The following is an 18814-nucleotide window of genomic DNA, read 5'->3' on the forward strand; positions in this document are numbered from 1 at the left end:
TGATCCTGGTGTCTACCCCGGCCCGGCGCCGGCTGCGCGGCCGGCCCCGGACACCCGTGACGAACACCTGAACCCTGTCCGTTTCCTGACGGGCCATCAACGCGGCGACGCCCCGTGCGGCGCGCCGTGCCCAAGGGTTCCGCGGGCCTGGACACAGGCCTCTTCGTCCGGGGATCGCGCCGTCTTCTTCCGGATCATCCCGAAGGGCCACGGACCGTGCGTACCGAACTGAACCGTCATCTCACCAGCGCACTGAACGGCGTTCGCAATCTGGGCATCCTCGCCCACGTCGACGCCGGCAAGACGACCGTCACCGAACGCATCCTCTACGCCACCGGCACCACCCACAAGCGCGGCGAGGTCCATGACGGCACGACCATCACCGACTTCGACTCGCAGGAACGCGACCGGGGCATCACCATCTCCGCCGCTGCGGTGAGTTGTACGTGGGCGGACCACCGGATCAATCTGATCGACACTCCGGGGCACGTCGACTTCGCCGACGAGGTCGAGCGTTCGCTGCGGGTGCTCGACGGTGCGATCGCGGTGTTCGACGCGGTCGCGGGTGTGGAGCCGCAGAGCGAGTCGGTGTGGCGTCAGGCAGACCGGCACGCCGTGCCGCGCATCGCCTTCGTCAACAAGCTCGACCGTGTGGGCGCCGACCTCGACGCGGCGGTCGCCTCGATCCGGGAGCGGCTGCACACGGTCCCGTTGGTGGTCCAGCTTCCGATCGGGGACGAGGAGCGGTTCACCGGAGTGGTGGATCTGCCGCGCATGCGGGCACTGGTCTGGGCCGACGGCTGTGACGCGTACGAGGAGAGAGCGGTGCCCGATGCGCTGCGGGAGGAGGCACAACGGCGCCGGCGGCTGCTGGAGGAGACGGTGGCCGAGCTCCATCCGGTCGCCCTGGAGGAGTTCTGCGCGCGCTCCACGCTCTCCGCACAGACGCTGGCCGCGGCGTTGCGCGATCTGACCCGTACCGGGGAGGGTGTCGTCGTGCTGTGCGGTTCGGCCTACCGCAACCGCGGTATCGAGCCGCTGCTGGACGCGGTCGTGGCCTATCTGCCCTCTCCGCTGGACGTGCCGCCCGTACGCGGCACACTCGGCGACGAGGTGCGGGAGCGGGCCGCCGATCCGGCGGCTCCGTTCGCCGCGCTGGCGTTCAAGGTGACCGCGACCGCGACGGGACGACTGACCAGTCTGCGGGTGTACTCGGGCACGCTCAGAAAGGGGGACACGGTGCTGGACGCGGGTGCGCGGCGCAGCGAGCGCGTCGGCCGGATCCTGCGGATCCAGGCGGACCGGCATGTCGATGTGGACGAGGCGGTGGCCGGGGACATCGTCGCGGTGATCGGTCTCAAGGCCGCCCGTGCCGGCGCCACCCTGTGCGCGCCGGATGCCCCGTTGGTCCTCGAACCGCCCGGCGTGGCCGATCCGGTCGTGTCGGTCGCGGTCGAGGCCGGCCGGAGCACCGACACGGAGCGGCTGATGTCGGCACTGGCACGGCTGGCCGAGGAGGACCCGTCGCTGGCGGTGCGGACGGACCCCGAGACGGGTCAGACGGTGCTCTCGGGCATGGGTGAACTCCATCTGGAGGTGGCGGCGGAGAAGATCCGCCTCGCCCATGGGCTGGAGGTCCGGGTCGGCCGGCCGCAGGTCGCCTTCCGGGAGACGGTCGTGCGCGGTGTGTCGGGTCTGGTGTACCGGCACGTCAAGCAGGACGGAGGCGCTGGGCAGTTCGCCCATGTCGTCCTCGACGTCGAGCCGTTGGGGCCCGCCGATGGCCAGGACGGTGAGGGCGGGGCGGAGTTCGTGTTCCGCTCGGCCGTCGTCGGCGGCCGGGTGCCGCAGGAGTACGTCCGGGCGGTGGCGGCCGGCTGCCGGGACGCCCTGGTCGAGGGTCCCGTGGGCGGGCATCCGGTGACCGGGGTGCGGGTGACGCTGACCGATGGCGCCACCCATCCCAAGGACTCCTCGGAGATGGCCTTCCGCACCGCCGGGCGGTTCGCGCTCCGGGAGGCGCTGCGCGCCTGCGCGATGGTGCTGCTGGAACCGGTGGCCGAGGTCACGGTCACCGTGCCCGACGACGCCGTCGGCGGGGTGCTCGGCGACCTGGCCGCACGGCGTGGCCAGGTGTCCGGCTCCACCGCGCGGCCCGGTACGGCAGTGATCACGGCGACCGTGCCGCTGGCCGAACTGTTCGGTTACGCGACCCGGCTGCGCAGCCGGACCCAGGGACGCGGGACGTTCACCACCCGGGCCACGGGCTACGCCCCGGCACCGAGGACGGCACCGGGCACGGTGCCGGGAAGGGCACCGGCCCGGTAGTCCGCGCGACCGGTCCCGTGTGCGGGCAGCCCCCGGGCTGCCCGCACACGGGGTAGGACGGCGGGGTCAGAGCACGGGGACGGGGAAGGTCGGGTACTCCACCCCGGAGACGTGCTGGACGACCCGGACGACCTGGCAGGAGTAGCCGAACTCGTTGTCGTACCAGAGGTAGAGGATCGCGTTGTCGCCGTCGACCTGGGTGGGGCCGGCGTCGACGATCGAGGCGTGGCGCGAGCCGATGAAGTCGCTGGAGACCGCGTCCGGGGCGGTGGTGAAGTCGATCTGGCGCTTGAGCGGCGACGTGAGCGACACCTCGCGGAGGTGGTCGAGGACCTCGGCGCGGGTGGTCTCGCGCCCCAGCTTCAGGCTGAGGATCGCGATCGAGACGTCCGGCACCGGGACCCGGATCGAGCTTCCGGTGATCGTCGCGTCGAGGTCGGGCAGCGCCTTGGCCACGGCGGACGCCGCACCGGTCTCGGTGATGACCATGTTGAGCGGCGCCGAGCGGCCGCGGCGGTCGGAGCTGTGGTAATTGTCCAGCAGGTTCTGGTCGTTGGTGAACGAGTGGATCGTCTCCACGTGACCGCGCAGGACGCCGTACTCGTCCGCCATGGCCTTCAGCGGCGGGACGATCGCGTTGGTGGTGCAGGAGGCGCAGGAGATGATCTGCTCGTCCGGCTTGATCATGTCGTGGTTGACGCCATGGACGACGTTGGGGACGTCGCCCTTGCCCGGCGCGGTGAGGACGACCTTGGCGACGCCGGGGCGCAGGTGCTGTGACAGCCCCTCGCGGTCGCGCCACCTGCCGGTGTTGTCGATGAGGACGGCGTCCTTGATCCCGTACGCCGTGTAGTCCACCGTCGTCGGGTCGTCGGAGTAGATGACCTTGATCTCGTTGCCGTTGGCGATGATCTTGTTGTTCGCCTCGTCGACGGTGATCGTGCCCTGGAACTGGCCGTGGATCGAGTCGCGGCGCAGCAGTGAGGCGCGCTTGACGATGTCCTGGCCGGCCGCCTTGCGGACGACGATGGCACGCAGCCGCAGGCCGTTGCCGGAGCCGGCCTTCTCGATGAGCAGCCGGGCGAGGAGGCGGCCGATGCGGCCGAATCCGTAGAGGACGACATCGCGCGGCTCGCGGCGCTCGATCCTGTCGGCCCCCGTGGCGCCGGCGACGGCCCCGGCGGTGAACTCCGCCTCGGAGAGACCGCGGTCGTCGGTCCGGTACATCGCGGCGAGCATCCCGATGTCGATCTGGGAGGGGCCGAGATCCAGGGTGGTGAGTGCCTTCAGGAACGGCAGCGTCTCGGTGACCGAGAGTTCCTCACCGGCGATCTGCCGGGCGAACCGGTGGGTCTTGAGAATGCTGACCACCGACTTGTTCACCAGGGAGCGGCTGTGCAGCAGGACGGTGACGTCCCGCTCCCGGTGCAGCTTCCCGATGATCGGGATCATCGACTCCGCGATCTCCTCGCGGTTCTTCCAGTTGGTGAACGAGTCGTCATTGACAGTCACAGGTTTATCTTTCGAGCTAGGGGGCGCTCATATGGTAACCCGCTGTTGTTTCGATCACCCAAACGGTGCCGCCCACGGCCTCCCGCCGCCCTGGATCGCGTACACACCGGCAGACATGAGGTGGTGCTCTCGGGGACGGACCTGGCCGGCTGACGGCGTCACCGGGGCGGGGCGGCATTGGTTCCGTCACGTACTTGTTCTGACATATACACGTACAGAGCTTGAGTCGAATGTGCGGCATACTGAACGGGTGGCACAACGTCTTGAGGAGCCCACATGGAGTCGATCACCAGGCTGATCACCATTGACCGGAGCAGCCCGGTGCCGCTGTACTTCCAGGTCGCACAGCAGCTTCAACAACTCATCGAGTCCGGCACGCTGGCGCCGGGGACGCGGCTGGAGAACGAGATCTCTCTCGCGGACCAGTTCGGACTCTCCCGCCCGACCATGCGCCAGGCCATGCAGCACCTGGTGGACAAGGGACTGCTCGCGCGCAAGCGGGGCGTGGGCACCCAGGTCGTCAACAACCGGGTACGCAGGCAGATCGAGCTGACCAGCCTGTTCGAGGACCTCAAGCGCGACGGCCGGCGGCCGCGCACCGAATTGCTGTCGATGCGGACCGTGCCCGCCGCCGCCAAGGTCGCGGCCGCCCTCAAACTCGCTCCCGGCGCGGACACCGTGGCGCTGCGCAGGCTGCGCTACGCGGACGACGAGCCCATAGCGGTCATGGAGAACCACCTGCCGGCGGACCTCCTGGGTCTGACCGAGGAGGAACTCACCGGGCACGGCCTCTACGAACTGCTCAGGCGGGCCGGTATCGCCCTGCGGACCGCCGACCAGACCATCGGGGCCCGCCGGGCCACCGCGGCGGAGTCCCGGCTGCTGGGCGAGTCCCGCGGCGGCACCCTGCTCACCATGGAGCGCACGGTCCTCGGAGACGCGGGACGGCCGGTGGAGTTCGGCTCGCACCTCTACCGGGCGTCCCGCTACTCGTTCGAGATGACGCTGACCGCGCAATGAACCGCGCTGCCGCGCTGCGGGCCGGGCATCGGCGGACCGCCCTCGCGTCAGCGGCCGGGGCTTCGGGCGTTGAGCCGGGCGGCCTGGTACGTCAGGTGGTCGCGCTCGGCGAGATTCGGCGCCTTCCGGGCAGCCTCGGCGTACAGCCGTGCCGCCGTCGCGTGGTCGCCGTCGCGCTCATGGAGGTACGCGGCCACCGCGGCGTACCGGGGCAGTGAGTCGTCAAGCGCCGCGAGCGCCGTCAGGCCTGCGCGCGGTCCGTCGGCCTGGCCTACGGCCACGGCACGGTTGAGCCGGGCGACCGGGCTGTCGGTCAGCCGGACGAGCTCGTCGTACCACTCGACGATCTGAACCCAGTCGGTCTCCTCGGCGGTGGGAGCGTCGGCGTGGAGCGCCGCGACGGCTGCCTGGGCCTGGAACTCACCCAGCCGGTCACGGGCGAGGGCCGCTTGGAGGATCTCGACACCCTCGGCGATCAACTCGGTGTCCCAGCGGCCGCGATCCTGCTCGGCCAGCGGCACCAGGCTGCCGTCGGCCGCGGTCCGGGCGGCGCGCCGGGCCTGGTGGAGCAGCATGAGTGCGAGCAGCCCCGCCACCTCGGGGTGGTCGACCGCGGCCACGAGCTGCCGGGTGAGCCGGATGGCCTCGGCGGCGAGGTCGACGTCGCCGGAGTAGCCCTCGTTGAAGACCAGGTAGAGGACGCGCAGCACGGTGGCGACATCACCGGGCCGGTCGAACGACACACCGGAGACGGTGCGCTTGGCCCGGCTGATGCGCTGCGCCATGGTCGCCTCGGGCACCAGGTAGGCCTGGGCGATCTGGCGGGTGGTCAGCCCCCCGACGGCACGCAGCGTGAGCGCGACGGCGGACGACGGCGTCAGCGACGGGTGCGCGCACAGGAAGTAGAGCTGGAGCGTGTCATCCACCGCGGAGGCTGGTCCGGGCACCGGCTCCTCGTCGACGAGATCCTCGCGCCGGCGGCGTGCGGTGTCTGCCCGCGCCGCGTCGAGGAACCGGCGCCAGGCCACGGTGACCAACCAGCCCTTCGGGTCCCGCGGCCGGTCGGCCGGCCAGACGCGGACGGCCTCGGCCAGCGCGTCCTGCACGGCGTCCTCGGCCGCCGCGAAGTCGGCTCCGCGGCGGACGAGGATCCCGAGCACGCTCGGCGTGAGGCTCCGGAGCAGGGCCTCGTCCATCGGCGAGGTCACTCCGTGATGGTGGGCGGCGCGGTCAGGAACGGGCGCAGCTCAAGCCACTCGTGGATGGGCTTCCCGCCCGCCCCGGGGGCGGCCGACAGTTCTCCGGCCAGCTCGACCGCGCGCTCGTAGCTGTCGACGTCGATCACCATCCAGCCGGCGATGAGGTCCTTGGTCTCCGCGAACGGCCCGTCGGTGACCGGCGGGCGGCCCTCGCCGTCGTACCGGACGAACGTCCCCTCGGGGGCGAGCGCCTGGCCGTCGACGAACTCGCCGGTCCCCTCCAGCCGGGCCGCGAAGTCGTTCATGTACCGCATGTGGGCCGAGATCTCCTCCGGCGTCCACCGGTCCATGGGGACGTCGTTGACTGCGGCCGGGGCGCCGCGGTAGTGCTTGAGAAGCAGGTACTTGGCCATGGTGTTCTCCTCGGCGCTGGTGCGAACCGTTCTTTCGGTCGCGTTCACTGCGGGGACGGAGCCGGTCACGGGTTCTCGACATCGCCGGCCGGTTTCTTCTGACTCTCATGGGTTGAGATCAGCGGCTGCCGGCCAACTGAATCACGAGAAGGCCCCGCGTACGGGGTCCGGAGAGACGGAACGACGGCTGTGTCCATGTCGGGGCCGGACCGCAAGACCTTGCCGCAAAACCCTGCAACTTCTTGCCCGGATCGCCGCCGGCTGCTTGACTCACCTGCGGTCAACGGTGGTTACCGGCCCGCCCCTCGTGTGCGAGAGGAACAGCGATGAGCAGCGAATACGACGTCCTCGTCCTAGGAGGGTCGGGCGTCGACACGATCGTGTACGTCCCCGAGCTGCCGCTTCCGTACGCCGACAGCTACATGATCCGGCCGGGCATCGAGACCCGCGCCGGACAGACCGGCGACTTCGTGGCGCTGGGCCTGAGTGCGCTGGGCCTGCGTACGCATCACCTCGACATGATCGGGGACGACCCCTCCGGTGATCTCGTCCGGGCCTTCCACCGGGACCACGGCATCGGGTTCACCGAAGTGCCCCTGCCCGGCGGGACGAAGCGGGCCGTCAATCTCGTGGCCCCCGACGGACGGCGGCTCTCCCTCTACGACGACAGCCGCTCCCAGGAGTCCGACCGCCTGCCCGAGGAGCTGGTCCGGTCCCTGGCGTCGGCAAGCCGCCACGCACACGTCTCCCTCACGTATCCGTGCGCCTTCGCCCTCCCCCAACTGCGCGAAGCGGGTCTCACCGTCTCCACCGACCTCCACGACTGGGACGGCGAGAACCCGTATCACGAGCCGTTCGCCTACGGCGCGGACATCGTCTTCGTGTCCACGGCCGCCCTGGCCGACAAGGAGAAGACCATGCGCCGGATCCTGGAGCGGGGGCGGGCCGAGGCCGTGATCGCCACCGCGGGGGCCGAGGGCGCGTACCTGCTGACCGCCGACGGGCCGGCCCACGTTCCGGTGGTCGAGCCGCGAAAGCCGGTGGTCGACTCCAACGGGGCGGGCGACGCCTTCGCCTCCGGCTTCCTCTTCGGCCGGCTGACGGGCGAGGACCTGGGCCGCTGCGCTCTCTACGGCTCGGTGGCAGGCGCGTACGCCTGCACCGTCCCGGCCACCGGGAGCGACGCCATCGACCGCGCCGGACTGATCGCGGAGATCGCCAGGCTGACGGGGTCCCCGGCGACCGCGAGCGGCTGAGACGGGGACGGCGGTCACGGGGACGGCACGGCGACGGGTGCCCTGCCGCGGCGCCGACGGGCGATGACAGTGCCGTGGCGTCGGGTGCGGGACGCCGCCTACGCCGGGTGGGAAACGCCCGTACAGGCCAAGACTCTCGGCGTCGTCCTCGACGGGTTGCGGCCGCCCGCCCGCCGCTGACCCACGCGCGCCGCCGCGACCCGCTACAGGCGTCCTTCAGCCCTGCTTCGGCAAGGCTGCCGAGTACGGCCGTTCGGGAAGCCATGGTCTCTGGTGCTGTCCCCCACGCCTCGCGAACGAGGCGAAAAGACCTTCACGGCTTCCCCGGCGGCGGTCGGTTCGCCTGCCGCTTCTCCTCCTTCCATCCCGGACCCGGCCGACGGTGATCAGCTCGGCTGGTCTCCGGTGTACCGGTAGATCTCGGCGCCGCTGTTGATGTGCCACACGGTGCCGTCGGCGCCGGCGGCGATGTCGGTGGCGGTGCCGGGGATCTTGATCCACGGGTTGGCGCCGCTGGCGTCGTTGTTGGTGTACCGGTAGATGCTGCCGGCGGGATCGACACCCCACACGTTCGTCCGGGATCCCACCGCGATGCGCCTGAGGCTGCCGGAGACGCTCTTCCACGGATTCGAGCTGTCCTGGTCCCCGGTGTACCGGAAGACCTGGTTGCCGCCGTTGACACCCCACACGGTGCCGTCGGCGCCCGCGCCGATGTCGCTCAGCGCCCCCTGGACCTTGATCCACGGGTTGGCGTCAAGGTTGGTGTACCGGTAGATGGCGTTGGCGGAGTCGACCCCCCACACGTTCGTCCTGGAGCCCGCGTCGATACGGACCAGGCTGCCGGTGATGCTCGTCCACGGGTTCGCGGCCCCCTGGTCCCCGGCGTACCGGAAGATCTGGTTGCCGCCGTTGACGCCCCATACCGTGCCGTCGGCCGCGGCGCCGATGTCACTCAGTGCCCCCGGGATGTTGATCCACGGGTTGGCGTCGTAGTTCGTGTACCGGTAGATGGCGCTCGCCCCGTTCACGCCCCATACCGTCGTCCTGGAGCCCGCCGAGATGGCAGTGAGACCGCCCGCGACCTTCACCCAATCCGCCATGACCAATTCCCCTTCGTCGAACCGGTGTTGACTGCCATTCTCGGTGATCCGACGGGCCGATACAGGGGGTGAATACTTGTTCTTGCATGAAACAAGCCAGTAAATCAGTGTTTGGGTCGCTATAGCCTTGCGGCGTGCGTGCGGGAGCGGCTCGGCCGGGAGTATTCCGGCTGGAAGCGCTGTCGCCCTCAGAGGGGATCGACACGAGTGCCGGGTCGTGTCTCCCGCCGGGACGGCTTCCCACCAGCCGGAGCCCGGAGGTCTTGGCCCGGCACGCGCTTCGGCTACGGCTACGGCTACGGCACGGGTGACGGTGGAGCGCCGCCCCGGCCCGCACTACTCGGCGCAGCCGTCGGGTGTTCCGGCGGCTGCGCCGAGCTCCGCCCACGTGCTGTCGCCCAGGTCGTCGTCGGCCCATCTCGCCGCAGACCGCACTTCCCCGGCGGACCTGAACCCGGCAAACCACACCGGACACCACGGCCTCACGCAGCGGGAAGCGTACGGCCGCATGAGGCAGCAAGGCGCCATGACCGGGTACCGGCGCAAGGCCCGGCCTTCTACCTCGGCCTGCGCATCGGCGACACCGGCCTCGGGCTGGTGGCCAAGGAGAACCCGGGGACCGGGGCGGCTTCGCGGATCCTGCTCAGCATCGGTGTCGACGACGTCGACGAGACGCTCGGCCGGGTGGCGGCGCTGGGCGGCTCGGTCAGCGAAGGCCCCAACGACATGTCCCCGAGGCGGGCATCCCGGTTCGCACTGGGTCGGCCGGGAACGCCGGGCCGAAATTCCAGCGGCTGGTTTCCTGCGAACGCATCAGCCAGTTGAACAAAAAGGCAAGAACGGCGACCACTATTGTTCGAATAAGAGCGGCTTCTTAAGCCATATATTCGACATCCCGTTCACTTCGCCACCGCCTGTGCGATTCACATTCACATACCGGGCAGGTATATCGGATTACGACATGAGTGCGTGGCGCAGGGGCACTTGGCGGGGCTAGGGTCACGGATGGGAGGGGGCACGGGACCGGGCGTGTCAACCTAAGAACCCGCGCCCCCTTCAGCATTCCGTCCAGCTACGAGATCCCGCGGGGGAAGCTCATGTCTTTTCGATATGCGATCCGAGGCACCGCAGCGCCTCAGGGTGATAACGACGGTAACTCTGTGAGGCCTCATTTCGCACGGCTCCGTGCCTGCGTTGTCACGTTCAATCTTGATGCGGTGTTCGCACTTGTTGCTCCTCGGCTCAGTCCTGCGGGAGGCGCTTGGGCAGGGGTGTGTGGCAAGGGCGCGTCCGGAGTGATCGCATCGGCATGCCGTGGCTCGCGTTCCTCCTGGCTGTGGGCCCGCGCCGACTGATGGTTGCTCGCCGGCTGCTGCCCCGTGCGGCGGCCACAGGGGTGTGAATCGTCTGTCTCGGGACGGAACTTGCCCCTGATGGAAGTGGAGTAATCAGATCCAGATCGCCGTCTTCCGGATGTGTGGGCCGGGAGGCGGCCCGGTCAGCGCGAAAGAGGTACGACCGAAATGCCGGGAAACGGTGCGAAGCGCGCCTGTGGCTTCTGCGGTGCTGAACTGCCGGAGGTGATCGGTCCTGGGCGTCGGCGCTCTTACTGTGACGAGGGGCATCGGCGCCAGGCGCAGCGCCGGCGTGAGCAGGAGCGGACGGGTGTCAGGGATGACCGGCGTTCGCTGGGGCAGGAGATCGCTGCCGAGCTGCACCGTCTGGCGGGTGCGCTGCTGGAGTCCGCGTACCGGGGCGAGGAACTCGCAGAGCAGGTGCGGCGCGCGCGGGCGGTGCAGCACGAGGTCGACTGTTTCCTTGCGGCGGAGGTGCGTGCCAACCGGGTGCGTGGTGCGAAGTGGGATGACGTGGCGCGGGCGACGAACGTGACAGCTGAGACTGCACGGGCCAAGTGGAGTTCGGATCGTGTTCGGCGCATGCTGGATCATCGGGCGCTCGCTCAGCGGGCCGCCCCGCTGCCTGCTCCCCGGGCTTTTTCCTCGTTGCACCACGGTGAGGGCCAGACCAAGGCCGTGCGGGACGCCGAGGGGACAGCCACTGCACGTCAACGCCTGGCCGCGGCCCTCTCTCAGATCCAGCGGGAGAGCGGTTTCAGCATCCGCAGGATCGCCGACCACACGATGCTCTCCCCTTCTTTCATCTCCCGTGTCCTGTCGGGGGAGCGTCTTCCGTCCTGGGACTTGGTGTGTCATCTGTGCGGCATTCTCGGCCAGGAACCGCGGGAACTGAGGCTGCTGTGCGAGGTGGCCCACGGAGTGACCCAGCAACCCCGGCAGACGGTGCTTGACCACATCGCCTCGCTGAAGGCCGGCCTTCGGGGGCTGCACCTTTCCGCGGCAAGGCCCACCCCGCAACAGATCAACCGGCGCAGTAAGGGGCGCGTGCCCGTGGAGCTTGTCACGCCGGTGCTTGAGGGGGATGCGGTGCCCGAGTGGGAGATCCTCGGTTCTCTTGTGACTGCGCTGGGAGGTCATGCCGCAGACTTCAAACCGTTGTGGGAGGCGATTCACTACAGCTTTCTGATGACGGACGACTCCCATGTCTCCGGCCTGGTCAGTGATCCGACGGTGGCGACGAGGCAGTCGACATGACGGCAGCACAGCAGCACGTCTGTCCCAAGTTCCGGGCGTCCTCTCCCGATATCAGGGCGGATCGGACCGCGGTGGTTGCCTTCCACGCGTTCAGGGCGCTGTACCGGGAGGCTTATCTCGCGTACGCCCAGGCGAGGCTGGGCTCGCGTGAGCCCGCTGAGCGGGCGGTCGAAGACACGTTGACGGCTCTCGCGGTGAACTGGTCGGCAGCGTTGGGCTGTTCCCAACCGGCCGCGGTGGCGTGGACATTCTTGGCCGACAGCGTGGATCAGATCGATGGGAAGACGGCTTCTGAGTCCGTGTGCTCCTGTCGTCGGCGTGGCGGCAGCGACGCGCTGCTGCTCCGTGGCCGTCTGCAGATGGACAGCGCTCGGGCCGCGGAGCTCATGGGGCTGACGCACGGTGAGTTCCTGGTCGTTCTGCGTGGGGCAGGGGCATCGGGCCCGTGCTCCTGCATGCCGGGGCGCTGAGTCGGCGACGCTGTCCGAAACGTGCTGTGCTCTTTGGCTGTTCGGGATTCCGGCATGGTCAGGCTGTGCTCAGGTCAGCCGATCGTGGTCTCGTGTCGGCGATGAAATTTCACTAGGCTTTCCTCTTCCGGGCGGGCCGACCTGGCCGCGCCGTGCGATCACCCGGGGGATGCGATGCAGGCCGACAATGAGCTGCCCTACGGGGTCAACGTGCAGACACCGAGCGTCGCGCGGATGTATGACCATCTGCTGGACGGGAAGGACAACTTCGCTGCGGACCGCGCGGCGTGTGATCACCTCTTACAGCAAGTGCCGAGCATGAAGCATCTGGCGCTGAACAACCGGGAATTTCTCCGGCGGGTGGTGCGCGTGATCGCTGAGGACTACGGCATCCGCCAGTTCATCGATCACGGGTCAGGCCTTCCCACCCAGGACAACGTGCACGAGATCGCACAGCGTGTGGATCCCTCGTCGCGGGTCGTGTATGTCGATACCGACCCGATCGTGCGCAGTGTGGGTGGGGCGCTCCTGGAGACCAATGACCGTACTGCGGTGCTGCAGGCCGATATGCGGGACACAGAGGAGATCTTCGGCAGCGAGCCGGTGACACGGCTGATCGATTTCCGTCAGCCGGTCGCCGCGCTGTTCGTATCAGTTCTGCACTGCATCCCCGATGACGACCAGCCGTTGGAGTTGATCCGCAGAGTCAGGAGTCGGCTGGCGAGCGGAAGCATCATGGTGATCTGCCAGTTGGTGAGCGAAAGCCGGCAGGTGCGTGACGGTGTCTCCGAGTTCATGAACCGGGAGACCCGGGGGCACTGGGGACGCGTGCGCACTCAGGCCGATGTTCAGGGCTACTTCCGGGACAGCGATCTCACGGTGCTGGATCCCGGGCTGGTGGAAGTGTCCCGGTGGCGGCCCGCCGAGACTGCCGCGGCCCCGCCTCAGCGCAGTTTCGAGTGGGAGGAGTTCGGCGGGGCCGGCCTGGTCGGCTGAGCGTCCCGCCCGCTCAGGAACGGCCGTTGGCGAGTTCGTCGAGCCGGTCCTCCAGCAGGGTCAGAGTCAGGTTGGCGGGATGGGCCATGCCGGAGAGCGTGAAGATCCGTGAGCGGTACCGCTCCGCCTCTTGCGGCTTCTCTACGCACAGGGCGCTCTCGCTCTGCTCGAGGTAGACGAAGTCGGACAGCAGCTCGTCGGCGAACCGCAGGTGCACGATCGGATGCCCCACGGCCCCGGCCATGCCCATCGAGAGCGGCGCAATGTAGAGGTTGATGCGGTGGCGCAGGCCGCCCTTGAGCAGGTCGATCAGATGCTCAATCTGTCGGTACAGCACGCCGGGGCTACCAACCGGCCGACGGAGCACGTCCTCGTCCATGACGGCCACGAGCGCGGGCGGGTCCTGGTCGCGGTGGAACATGGCCAGTCGCCTGACTCGGGCGTGGGCGCGTGCCTCGATCTCGTGCTGCGAGGCGTAGGGAAACCCGGCACGGACGACGAGCTGCGCGTACTCGGGTGTCTGGAGCCAGCCCGGAACCAGCTGTGGCTCATAGGACATGATCCGCTGGGACGCCGGCTCCAGGGCGAGGAGTGGTTTCACCCAGTGAGCGGTGGAATTGCCGTGGTGCTCCCAGGCATCGGGGAGCTCCCCCTCCTGTGCGATGGACAGTGCGTGGGAGAGCTCCCGATGGTCGGTGATCCCGCACAGGCGCAGGAGAGCGGTGGCGTACTGACCGGCGTTCTCGGTGCGGTCACCGTTCTCCAGACGGCTCACTGTGGGTGTGGAGGTGCCGATGTTCTTGGCTACGTCCTTACCAGTGAGGCTGCGGCTGTTGCGGCAGCGCCTCAGGTGTTCACCCAGGGCCCGGCGGTGCGCAGCGGCGCCAAGATGCGGGCGCCGTGCGAATCCGCGTATCGAGAGGACTTCCGAGTGCTGGCCGGTCATGCCGATACCTCCCCTGGGCCCGATACCCTGAGGCGACAGTATGCCAGTGTGAGAACCCAGGATTCATGTACTGGCCTGAGCCTGACAGCCTGTCTACAAGGCGAAGTCGAAATCTCCGTCCTTCACGCCGAGGAGAAATGCCCGAATCTCGGCGGAGGTGTAGATGAGAGCCGGGCCCGAGGGAAAGCGCGAGTTCCGCACGGCAATATCTCCATCCTCCAGACGGGCGACTTCCACGCAGTTGCCCGCAGCGTTGCTCCGGGCGCTCTTGTGCCACACGGCCCCCGGGACCGCCCCTGCATTCATACCGTTGAACTGCATCTTCACGCACACTCCATTCCTGTCAGCACACCGCCGCGTCCGCCTCGCACAACCATGAGGTGAACAGACGTGCGGTTTCGTGTGCTGAAATTTCAGCTGCACTTCCAGGAACGAGCATTAGCGCGCCAGGTAGCGGGACAAAATGCGAAGGGCGCGCCGCACGTGCCGAGACGGGGAGTCAGAGATGTCCAACACGCCGAGCCAGCTCCACGGCCGACAGGTCCGTGAGCGGGGCAGCCGCCCCATCGGCCAGGCCGGCCTCGCCGAGCACCTGAGCCTGGGCGCACCACCCTTCGCCGCCCACCGGGTCAGCGGGACAACCGACTGCCTCCAGGACGCACGGAAGTTCACCTCCGACGTCGCGCAACGCTGGGGCCTGGAATCCGTACGTGAAGACGCCATCCAGATTGCCTCCGAACTGGTCGCCAACGCAGTCCGGCACGGCCGCCGTCGTACCCCCCTGCCTGACGGCAACGTCCCTGTCGTCTGGCTCGCTCTCACCCGCCGCCCGCACACCCTGCTCTGTGTCGTCTACGACCCCAGCGAACGCAGGCCTCGTCTCACCCCGCCCGCGCCACTGGCCGAGCACCACCGCGGTCTGCCGATCGTGCGTGCTCTCAGCGAGGACTGGGGCTGGAAGCCCGCCGGCCGCATGGGCAAAGCCGTCTGGGCCAGGCTGCCCTTACCTCCCTCCCCCGCGTGATCCAGGGACCGGCTTCGTGCCCGTGGCCAAAGGCACCCGTCGCGCACCCGCACCACATCCCCAACCGGCGTGTGCCGATTGCTTCCCGGAGTGGCTGCCTGTTGGCGGGCGAGGAATCCGGCAACGGCTTGGCCGCCTCCGGGCCGAAGCCCCTCACAGCGATTCACACAACAATTCACACAGCACGGACCGAAGTACGGCCGCGGGTCTGGGAGTAGTCCGGTGCGAACAGTCCGGCTGCCGACGGCCAGGTGGCCGTGGCCATTGACGGCGTCCTGGTCAGCGGTGAGCGGCGGATGCCGCCGCGTGCGCCTCGGCCCGCAGAACTCCGGCGTCGGGCTGTTCGCTCGCCCAGGCGACATGGCCGTCGGGGCGGATGAGCGCGGCACGCACGGTGGACCAGGCGGGGCGCGGGTCGGGCCGGTGTGCTGAGTGCGTGATCACGTGGGGGGTGGAGGGCGGTGCCGGGGTGCCGGAGAAGTGCAGCAGGACGTGGCTGCCGGTCCGGAGCAGCGTGAAGAGGTCTGTGCTGTCGGAGAGTTCGAGGTTGGGTGCGCGGCGGCCGGTCAAGGGGTGGTGGTGTCCGGGGGCCGGGTAGGTGACGGCCAGCGCGGAGAGCCGTTCGGCCAGGCTTCGGGAGAACTCGGGCACGGTGGCGATGAGTTGGCTCAGCAGCGCGCGCAGGTCCTGGCCCTCCGCCGAGTAGGCGTTCATCAGTGCCGTCTGGGCGCGGGTGCTGAGCAGCAGGTCGGCGCCGACCGGGTGGCGTTCGGTGTGGTAGCTGTCCAGGAGTCCGGCGGGGGCGGTGCCTGCCACCGTGGCGGCCAGTTTCCAGCCGAGGTTCGTGGCGTCCTGGACGCCGACGTTGAGGCCCACGCCTCCGGCCGGGTAGTGCATGTGCGCCGCGTCGCCCGCGAGGAGGACGCGGCCCCTGCGGTACTCGGCGGCCTGGCGGGTGGCGTTGCCGAACCGGGAGAGCCAGCTGGGGTCGCGCATGCCGAAGTCGGTGCCGGCGATCCGGGTCACCTTGGCGCGCAGCCCGTCGAGGGTGAGTTCGCCGGGGTAGCCGGTACCGGTGCTGTCCGGGTCACCGCCGACGATCCGGTGGATGCCGCCCGGCATCGGGACCATCATGACGCCGCCTGTCGGGCCCGACACGGCGGACACCGCTCCCTGTGGCGGGTTGTCCAGGACGACGTCACCCAGGAAGCCCCAGGTGGTGGCGTCGTTGCCGGGGAAGTCGATGCCCGCCGCCTCGCGCACGGTGCTTCGGGTGCCGTCGCAGCCGACGACGTAGGCGGCGCGCAGTGTGTACGGGCCGTCGGGGCCGGTTGCCTCGACGCTCACCCCGTCCTCGTCCTGGGTAAGTCCGGTCACTTGGTGCCCGCGCCGGATTTTGGCTCCCGCCGCGATCGCGTGCTCCTCCAGCAGCTCCTCGGTGCGGGCCTGCGGCAGGGCGAGTGTGAAGGGGTAAGGGGTGTCGAGAGCCCCGAAGTCCATCCGGTCGTCGAGCCCGCCGAAGTGACCGCTGGGGATGCGCCGCCCCTCCGCGAGGAAGGGCTCCAGCACGCCCCGGATGGCCAGGACCTCCAGTGTGCGCGGGTGGATGGTGAGGGCCTTGGAGTGGGGATCCCGCTCGCGGCGGGTTTCCAGGACGGTGACGGGTGTCCCGCCCAGCCGCAGTTCGGCGGCCAGCCACAGCCCGGTGGGGCCGCCTCCTGCGATGACTACGTGCTCGTGCTCCATGGCAGCTCCTCAAGAATCTCTTGGTCGGTGACCAAGACGCGGTACGCCAAGTAGACTAGGTCGGTGACCAAGAAGCAAGCGGAGGATCTCGCCCGAACCCGGCTCGACCCAGGAACGGTGGTGCGGGCGGCCCTGGAACTGCTGGACGAGAAAGGCGCGGACGGGCTCTCGATCCGCGGCATCGCGGACCGGCTCGGCGTCCGGATGAACACAGTGCTCTGGCACGCGAAGACCAAGGCGCGGCTGCTGGAGTTGATGGCGGACACAATCGTGGCCGGGGCGCCGGTGGACGGGCTGCCCGAGCCCTGGGAACCACGGGTCCGCGAACTGTTCCACCGCTACCGCCGCGCCCTGCTGGCCCACCGGGACGGGGCCAGGATCGTGGCCGGTACGTACGCCGCCGAACCCGCCACACTCCGCTTCGCCGACCTGATGACCGAGGCGCTGCTGGCCGGCGGGCTGGCGGAACGCGAGGCGGTCTGGACCGGCTGGAGCCTTGTCTACTTCACCCTGGGGCTGGCCCAGGAGGAACAGGCGCTTCCTGACGCGATGGGCCCGGCGTTCGCACGACGGCTGGACTCGGACGAGTACCCCTCACTGTCCCGGGCCGCCGCGTACTTCGAGGACACCTCTTTCGACGAGCGCTTCGACTACGGACTCTCCCGCATCCTGGGGGTGTGAAACGGAACGGCACCCGAACGGGCCGGGCTCTCCACCCCTGATGGAGAGCCCGGCCCGTCTTCGCGGGAGACCCGAGCGCGGATGCTCCGGATCAGGGAGATCAAGCGCCGCCCCGGCCCCTGACGAGGGCTGCGACCCGCGTCGGAGAACTCGGCTACGAGCGTCCACGCCGTCGTTGCCACCTGGAACACCAACACCAGCGAGACCAACGAAGGCCCCCTCGCCGTCAATGACGGCATCAGCCTCGGCTTCGACCCCGTCGAAAACGCCGCCTACGTTTGGACCGACGACCCCAACAGCCGATTCACCAGCCACGCCTCCCAGTCCAACCTCAGAGGCGCCGTCGTTACCGGGGTAGTTCGTGAATGATGGCGTGCGCAACGACCTTGGGGCCCTCAGTGATCAGGAGTTCGGCTCCGAGGTGCATGTGTGGTCTGGCGAGGTCGGGGACGAGGAAGCCGATGCGGGCGAGGTCTGTGCCGTCCGGCAGGGTGCCAGAACGCTGCACCAGGACGCTCAGGAGATCCGCGTCCGGCTCTGCACTGTCGCTGCAGAACGTGGCTGTCGCCGCGTAGACCGGTGCGGTCGGCGGGCCTGAGCTACGGCCGCCCTGCGATGCAGGAAGCCAGCGGATCGCCGCCACTGCCAAGTGTTCCTTGAGCTCGATCACCGTCGCAGGCTATCGCCGTGCGGACCTCGCCCGGGGTACTACGTCATCGGCACAGTCACCGCGCGGTCATCGGGGTGCTGTGTGGACAAAGCCTTCGAGTCGCGGACGGCGGTCTGGGGCGATGTTCGCGGCCTCGACGCAGTTGTTGCTGGTGCCATCACTGTAAGAGGACTTGAACCACGCGTCCTCAGAAGCGGTGACGGTGGAGGGCTGTTGGGGGGCTCGGTACCTGGCGATGGATGTGACGTGGCTGGTGCCCGCACGCCGCTACCGGTAGGGGCGTGCACAGGCGAGAGCCCTCCGCATTCAATGAGGCAGAGGGCTCAGGCGGGGCGGGGGCTACACGTCGAACTCGCCGTTGCGGGCTCCGAGAGTGAATGCCTTCCACTCAGCGGCGTCGTAGCAAAGGACCGGCCCACCAGGGGTGGCGGCCTTGCGCATCGCGACAGCACCATCGGGGAGGTGGGCGATCTCCACGCGATCGTGCGGGTCGCTGTCAGGCGCGCCGATCCACTTCACGTCGCTCAGGTCGAGCGCGTAGAGAGCTTCTTTGTCCCCCGTTGAGACCGTCATGTCAGAAGGTGTCGTTCCGGACGCCGGTGACGAAGTTCTGCCAGATGTCCGCGTCGAAGACGAGGGCTCCGCGTTCGCGGTCCTTCGTGTCCCGTACTGCCTGGCGGCCGGTTGCGAGCTTGCGGCGCTCGACGCAACCGTTGCTGGTGCCGCTGTAGGTGCTCTTGTGCCAGAACGCGCCCTCCAGCTCGTTCTCAGTCATGCGGGACGCCGGCTTCTGGGTCATGATCCACTATCCCGGCCGGGCGATCACCTGGCTCCGCGAATC

General features: G+C 69.1%; 18 protein-coding genes and 1 pseudogene. 8 read left to right on the forward strand and 11 right to left on the reverse strand.

Annotated features, from left to right (window positions below; translation table 11 throughout):
- Nucleotides 1-216: 216 nt before the first annotated feature.
- Nucleotides 217-2328, forward strand: coding sequence for an elongation factor G (fusA, locus tag ACZ6S6_RS05400; RefSeq protein WP_469704077.1), 2112 nt, complete (start codon nt 217-219; stop codon nt 2326-2328).
- 66 nt (nt 2329-2394) lie between these two features.
- Here the strand turns inward: fusA and ACZ6S6_RS05405 are convergent, their stop codons facing one another.
- Entirely contained in the window at nt 2395-3840 is a 1446-nt protein-coding gene (locus ACZ6S6_RS05405) for a glyceraldehyde-3-phosphate dehydrogenase (RefSeq protein ID WP_362952798.1), read from the reverse strand.
- A gap of 276 nt (nt 3841-4116) precedes the next feature.
- Between ACZ6S6_RS05405 and ACZ6S6_RS05410 the strand changes: the two genes are divergently transcribed.
- Nucleotides 4117-4860: a GntR family transcriptional regulator gene (locus tag ACZ6S6_RS05410; RefSeq protein WP_362952796.1), complete on the forward strand. Its 744-nt coding sequence runs from the start codon at nt 4117-4119 to the stop codon at nt 4858-4860.
- 47 nt (nt 4861-4907) lie between these two features.
- Here ACZ6S6_RS05410 and ACZ6S6_RS05415 read toward each other — a convergent pair whose 3' ends face one another.
- Together ACZ6S6_RS05415 and ACZ6S6_RS05420 are read right to left on the reverse strand one after the other, a co-directional pair.
- Nucleotides 4908-6056, reverse strand: a complete 1149-nt coding sequence (locus ACZ6S6_RS05415) for an RNA polymerase sigma factor (RefSeq protein ID WP_469704242.1) — start codon at nt 6054-6056, stop codon at nt 4908-4910.
- 8 nt (nt 6057-6064) lie between these two features.
- Entirely contained in the window at nt 6065-6472 is a 408-nt protein-coding gene (locus ACZ6S6_RS05420) for a YciI family protein (protein ID WP_469704078.1), read from the reverse strand.
- A 326-nt stretch (nt 6473-6798) separates the two neighbouring features.
- On the opposite strand from ACZ6S6_RS05420, the gene ACZ6S6_RS05425 reads away from it, so the two are divergent.
- The gene (locus ACZ6S6_RS05425; protein WP_469704079.1) at nt 6799-7728 is read left to right on the forward strand and encodes an adenosine kinase; all 930 of its coding nucleotides are present in this window, start codon (nt 6799-6801) and stop codon (nt 7726-7728) included.
- A gap of 386 nt (nt 7729-8114) precedes the next feature.
- Here ACZ6S6_RS05425 and ACZ6S6_RS05430 read toward each other — a convergent pair whose 3' ends face one another.
- Nucleotides 8115-8828, reverse strand: coding sequence for a tectonin domain-containing protein (locus tag ACZ6S6_RS05430; protein ID WP_469704080.1), 714 nt, complete (start codon nt 8826-8828; stop codon nt 8115-8117).
- 531 nt (nt 8829-9359) lie between these two features.
- On the opposite strand from ACZ6S6_RS05430, the pseudogene ACZ6S6_RS05435 reads away from it, so the two are divergent.
- From ACZ6S6_RS05435 to ACZ6S6_RS05445, 3 genes and pseudogenes are all read left to right on the forward strand, one after another.
- Nucleotides 9360-9653: pseudogene (locus tag ACZ6S6_RS05435) on the forward strand (VOC family protein); the annotation flags it as partial.
- Between the two features lie 698 nt (nt 9654-10351).
- Complete coding sequence (locus tag ACZ6S6_RS05440) at nt 10352-11440, forward strand: helix-turn-helix domain-containing protein (protein ID WP_469704081.1); 1089 nt, start codon at nt 10352-10354, stop codon at nt 11438-11440.
- 644 nt (nt 11441-12084) lie between these two features.
- Entirely contained in the window at nt 12085-12906 is an 822-nt protein-coding gene (locus ACZ6S6_RS05445; RefSeq protein WP_469704082.1) for an SAM-dependent methyltransferase, read from the forward strand.
- Nucleotides 12907-12919: 13 nt separating this feature from the next.
- Here the strand turns inward: ACZ6S6_RS05445 and ACZ6S6_RS05450 are convergent, their stop codons facing one another.
- Both ACZ6S6_RS05450 and ACZ6S6_RS05455 read right to left on the reverse strand, forming a co-directional pair.
- Nucleotides 12920-13852, reverse strand: a complete 933-nt coding sequence (locus ACZ6S6_RS05450; protein WP_362952784.1) for a helix-turn-helix domain-containing protein — start codon at nt 13850-13852, stop codon at nt 12920-12922.
- 93 nt (nt 13853-13945) lie between these two features.
- Nucleotides 13946-14173, reverse strand: coding sequence for a DUF397 domain-containing protein (locus tag ACZ6S6_RS05455; protein WP_469704243.1), 228 nt, complete (start codon nt 14171-14173; stop codon nt 13946-13948).
- 184 nt (nt 14174-14357) lie between these two features.
- On the opposite strand from ACZ6S6_RS05455, the gene ACZ6S6_RS05460 reads away from it, so the two are divergent.
- Nucleotides 14358-14876, forward strand: coding sequence for an ATP-binding protein (locus tag ACZ6S6_RS05460; RefSeq protein WP_362952780.1), 519 nt, complete (start codon nt 14358-14360; stop codon nt 14874-14876).
- Between the two features lie 279 nt (nt 14877-15155).
- Here the strand turns inward: ACZ6S6_RS05460 and ACZ6S6_RS05465 are convergent, their stop codons facing one another.
- Nucleotides 15156-16622, reverse strand: coding sequence for an FAD-dependent monooxygenase (locus ACZ6S6_RS05465; RefSeq protein WP_469704083.1), 1467 nt, complete (start codon nt 16620-16622; stop codon nt 15156-15158).
- Nucleotides 16623-16685: 63 nt separating this feature from the next.
- Here ACZ6S6_RS05465 and ACZ6S6_RS05470 point away from each other — a divergent pair, with 63 nt between their 5' ends.
- Nucleotides 16686-17303, forward strand: coding sequence for a TetR/AcrR family transcriptional regulator C-terminal domain-containing protein (locus ACZ6S6_RS05470; RefSeq protein WP_362952776.1), 618 nt, complete (start codon nt 16686-16688; stop codon nt 17301-17303).
- Nucleotides 17304-17649: 346 nt separating this feature from the next.
- Here the strand turns inward: ACZ6S6_RS05470 and ACZ6S6_RS05475 are convergent, their stop codons facing one another.
- From ACZ6S6_RS05475 to ACZ6S6_RS05490, 4 genes are all read right to left on the reverse strand, one after another.
- Entirely contained in the window at nt 17650-17973 is a 324-nt protein-coding gene (locus ACZ6S6_RS05475; protein ID WP_469704084.1) for a hypothetical protein, read from the reverse strand.
- A 66-nt stretch (nt 17974-18039) separates the two neighbouring features.
- Nucleotides 18040-18210, reverse strand: a complete 171-nt coding sequence (locus ACZ6S6_RS05480) for a DUF397 domain-containing protein (RefSeq protein ID WP_469704244.1) — start codon at nt 18208-18210, stop codon at nt 18040-18042.
- A gap of 102 nt (nt 18211-18312) precedes the next feature.
- On the reverse strand, nt 18313-18546 hold the full coding sequence (locus tag ACZ6S6_RS05485) for a DUF397 domain-containing protein (RefSeq protein WP_469704085.1): 234 nt from the start codon (nt 18544-18546) through the stop codon (nt 18313-18315).
- Between the two features lies 1 nt (nt 18547).
- A complete protein-coding gene (locus ACZ6S6_RS05490; protein ID WP_469704086.1) occupies nt 18548-18748 on the reverse strand; it encodes a DUF397 domain-containing protein in 201 nt (66 codons plus the stop codon).
- Between the last annotated feature and the right edge of the window lie 66 nt (nt 18749-18814).

Source organism: Streptomyces sp. NPDC048671 (assembly GCF_055587045.1).